The sequence below is a fragment of the Flavobacterium sp. genome (assembly GCF_039916025.1).
Classification (GTDB): Bacteria; Bacteroidota; Bacteroidia; order Flavobacteriales; family Flavobacteriaceae; genus Flavobacterium.
The window spans coordinates 1-2,390 of sequence record NZ_JBDSMB010000007.1 but is presented as its reverse complement, the minus strand read 5'-3'; the positions used below and the strand labels follow the sequence as shown (position 1 = coordinate 2,390).

Sequence of the window (2,390 nt, the reverse complement as noted above, 5' to 3'; positions counted from 1 at the left end):
CTTAAAAGAATTAACAACTGGCCACCATGCAGCATACGAGTTTAGGTCTTTTTGAAATGCATTGTTTAAATTTTGTGCTACTCCCATTTTTTTTGTTTTTTAATTGTTATGAAAAAGATTTTTATTTTTTAGATGGAAAATTAAATTTGTTTAAGAGATTGAAAACCTTAAAACAGCAATTACATCAATCTTTCTTTCAAATATTGGGCAATTCTATCATACCAAATAATTGAAAATTTTTCCTAACGGTTGTTGGAAAATCCTTGGAAAAAGTTGCATTTTGAAAATAAGTTGCAAATTTTATTCTTTGTTTTCTGAACCGTCTGGATATTCTAAGTGGAGTCGATGTCTCAGGCCTACTTCTTGACCATTTCTTAATACAAGTTTAGCATATATAACAAACGTTCCCCAACCCTCCGTATCTAACCTGAATTTTGTTTTTCTGTCCTTAATTTTTCTTACAGGATTATGAAATGTAGAATGAAGTGTGTAAATCACTTGAACAATCTGATCAAGATCATTATTACCACCGTCAATCCATATCCACCAACTCCACCAATCATCGCCTTCATACTTATATTCTTGTGCTATCTTGTATTTTAGTGTAATAGTTGGTGGCATAGCTAGATTTTTTGAAGATTAATTGATAGGAATTGAACAGATTCATAATCGGATGACCACTCAAATTGTGGGCCTGTAATTGTAACTTCTACTAAGGAATCTTCGGATGGAACATTGTATATATCTACACATAAGCCTTGTCCGTATTTGAATGGTTTTGCTTTGTAAATTTCTGATTCTTTGCTACCGGTCATGAATTGGTATGTACATTTTAAATTCTCTGAATTGATGAAACGTCTTGCATCCTGCACAATATCTCTTGGCATGAGAAATAATCTTCTCGATTTTAAATTTCTTCGCCATCTCGACAGCATTTTCACTAACTCCACTAATAATTTAGCCTTATTATCAAGATCAAAATCGATTCGTTGTCTGTCTCCAACAATACCACCTTGTGTATCAACTGTCTTTTCTCTGATTTCCACAGATGGAATTCTGTGGTTAATAGCGGTTACTAATTCATCACGTACCCATTGATGAGTAGTATATTTACCAGATACCATTGCATCTCTCGGTGTTAGAAAAGCTAAGACACCATCCGCTTTTTTAATTCGCTCACTTACCTCCTCCGAGATTATGAGTCCATGCAAATCTTCGCCTGTTACAATATTGGCATCAAATGACTGCACAATAGGGAAAACAAGCTCTTTAATCCATTTGTCATTGTCGTTATATCCAAAACCTATAAAAATATTCATTGCAGAAAAGTTTTTATTTTATTTGTTTATTCAGGTAGCCATTGTTGCTCATTATATTCCCAATGATCTACTCTACACAGTGTATTTCGTTTTGAATTCCAAACTTCAGACTCTTCATCTAACCAATCTTCGATCTTTCGTATTAATTTGAACATCTCCAAGACTGCGTAAACGTGGATCAATAACATCTACCGAATATTCAAAGTCGTATTTGGCAGCCAGTTGAGCTATTAACGTCATCGGAAAATCTTTCAAAAATTCGCTTCTGATCATATTGGAAACAAATATAGTTTGACATGCCGATTATGCTTGGTTTATAACCTGTTTTCAAGAAAATATTGAATGTCTGCGGTGATAGTTGAAATATCATTTCTTTTCTTCAATGGCAAATAAATATTACCACCAATATCTGCCGGCATTTTTGTGCCTTCCTCTTGAATAATTAAAATTCTTTCCTTTCCTTTTGCTTTCATAAAATAACCTGCTTCGAATATCACATTATCCCGTGGGGATGCCTGAAATTCGTTATTCTCCAATTTATCCGAGGCCGTGAATAAAAAAATAGCACATTGGCATGTTTACAGCATTTTCTATCTCCTCTAAAATAGTCCCTCCCTGTACAAAACTGGTACGGTACTCTTTTACTCTTAATTTCATTCTGCCAGTTAAAAAAGCTACCAGCGAATTGGCAGTATCTTTGGCTTCGCCTGAGTATCCTAAAAATACTTGGTACCTATTTTCTACCGCTCGTTTCCAGGAATTGAAGCGTCCTACAAAGTACTCATCACTATTGAACCAGTTATTGTCTGCTGTGGAAGGTATAGATGTATAAATGAATCCGCCGCCATTGTCAAAAATACCTCTGTCTGCAATGCCTTCCTCGGAAAGTAAAAGCAGGGGCAACCTTAACGAAGCGGCAATAGCACCTTCATAATGATTATACTCCGTTGGCAAACCACTGAAGCCCTTTTTATCTTGAGCAGACCATCGGGAAAGGCCCAATATAATAGCGCCATCACATTTTTTTAAAATGTGGTATACCGAATCAAAATTCCAAGCAAGATCTTCTGC

At 35.3% G+C, this 2,390-nt stretch carries 4 protein-coding genes; all 4 read right to left on the bottom strand.

What is annotated here, in order from left to right:
• Positions 1 to 300: 300 nt before the first annotated feature.
• Positions 301 to 621, bottom strand: coding sequence for a pYEATS domain-containing protein (locus tag ABIQ27_RS00300; RefSeq protein ID WP_348030960.1), 321 nt, complete (start codon positions 619 to 621; stop codon positions 301 to 303).
• 2 nt (positions 622 to 623) lie between these two features.
• Positions 624 to 1,211, bottom strand: coding sequence for a hypothetical protein (locus ABIQ27_RS00295; protein ID WP_348030958.1), 588 nt, complete (start codon positions 1,209 to 1,211; stop codon positions 624 to 626).
• A gap of 422 nt (positions 1,212 to 1,633) precedes the next feature.
• Positions 1,634 to 1,855 (bottom strand): TIR domain-containing protein, encoded by a 222-nt coding sequence (locus ABIQ27_RS00290; protein WP_348030957.1) that lies wholly within the window; start codon positions 1,853 to 1,855, stop codon positions 1,634 to 1,636.
• A 1-nt stretch (position 1,856) separates the two neighbouring features.
• Positions 1,857 to 2,390: hypothetical protein (locus ABIQ27_RS00285; RefSeq protein WP_348030955.1), on the bottom strand; the 534-nt coding region annotated here is incomplete at its 5' end.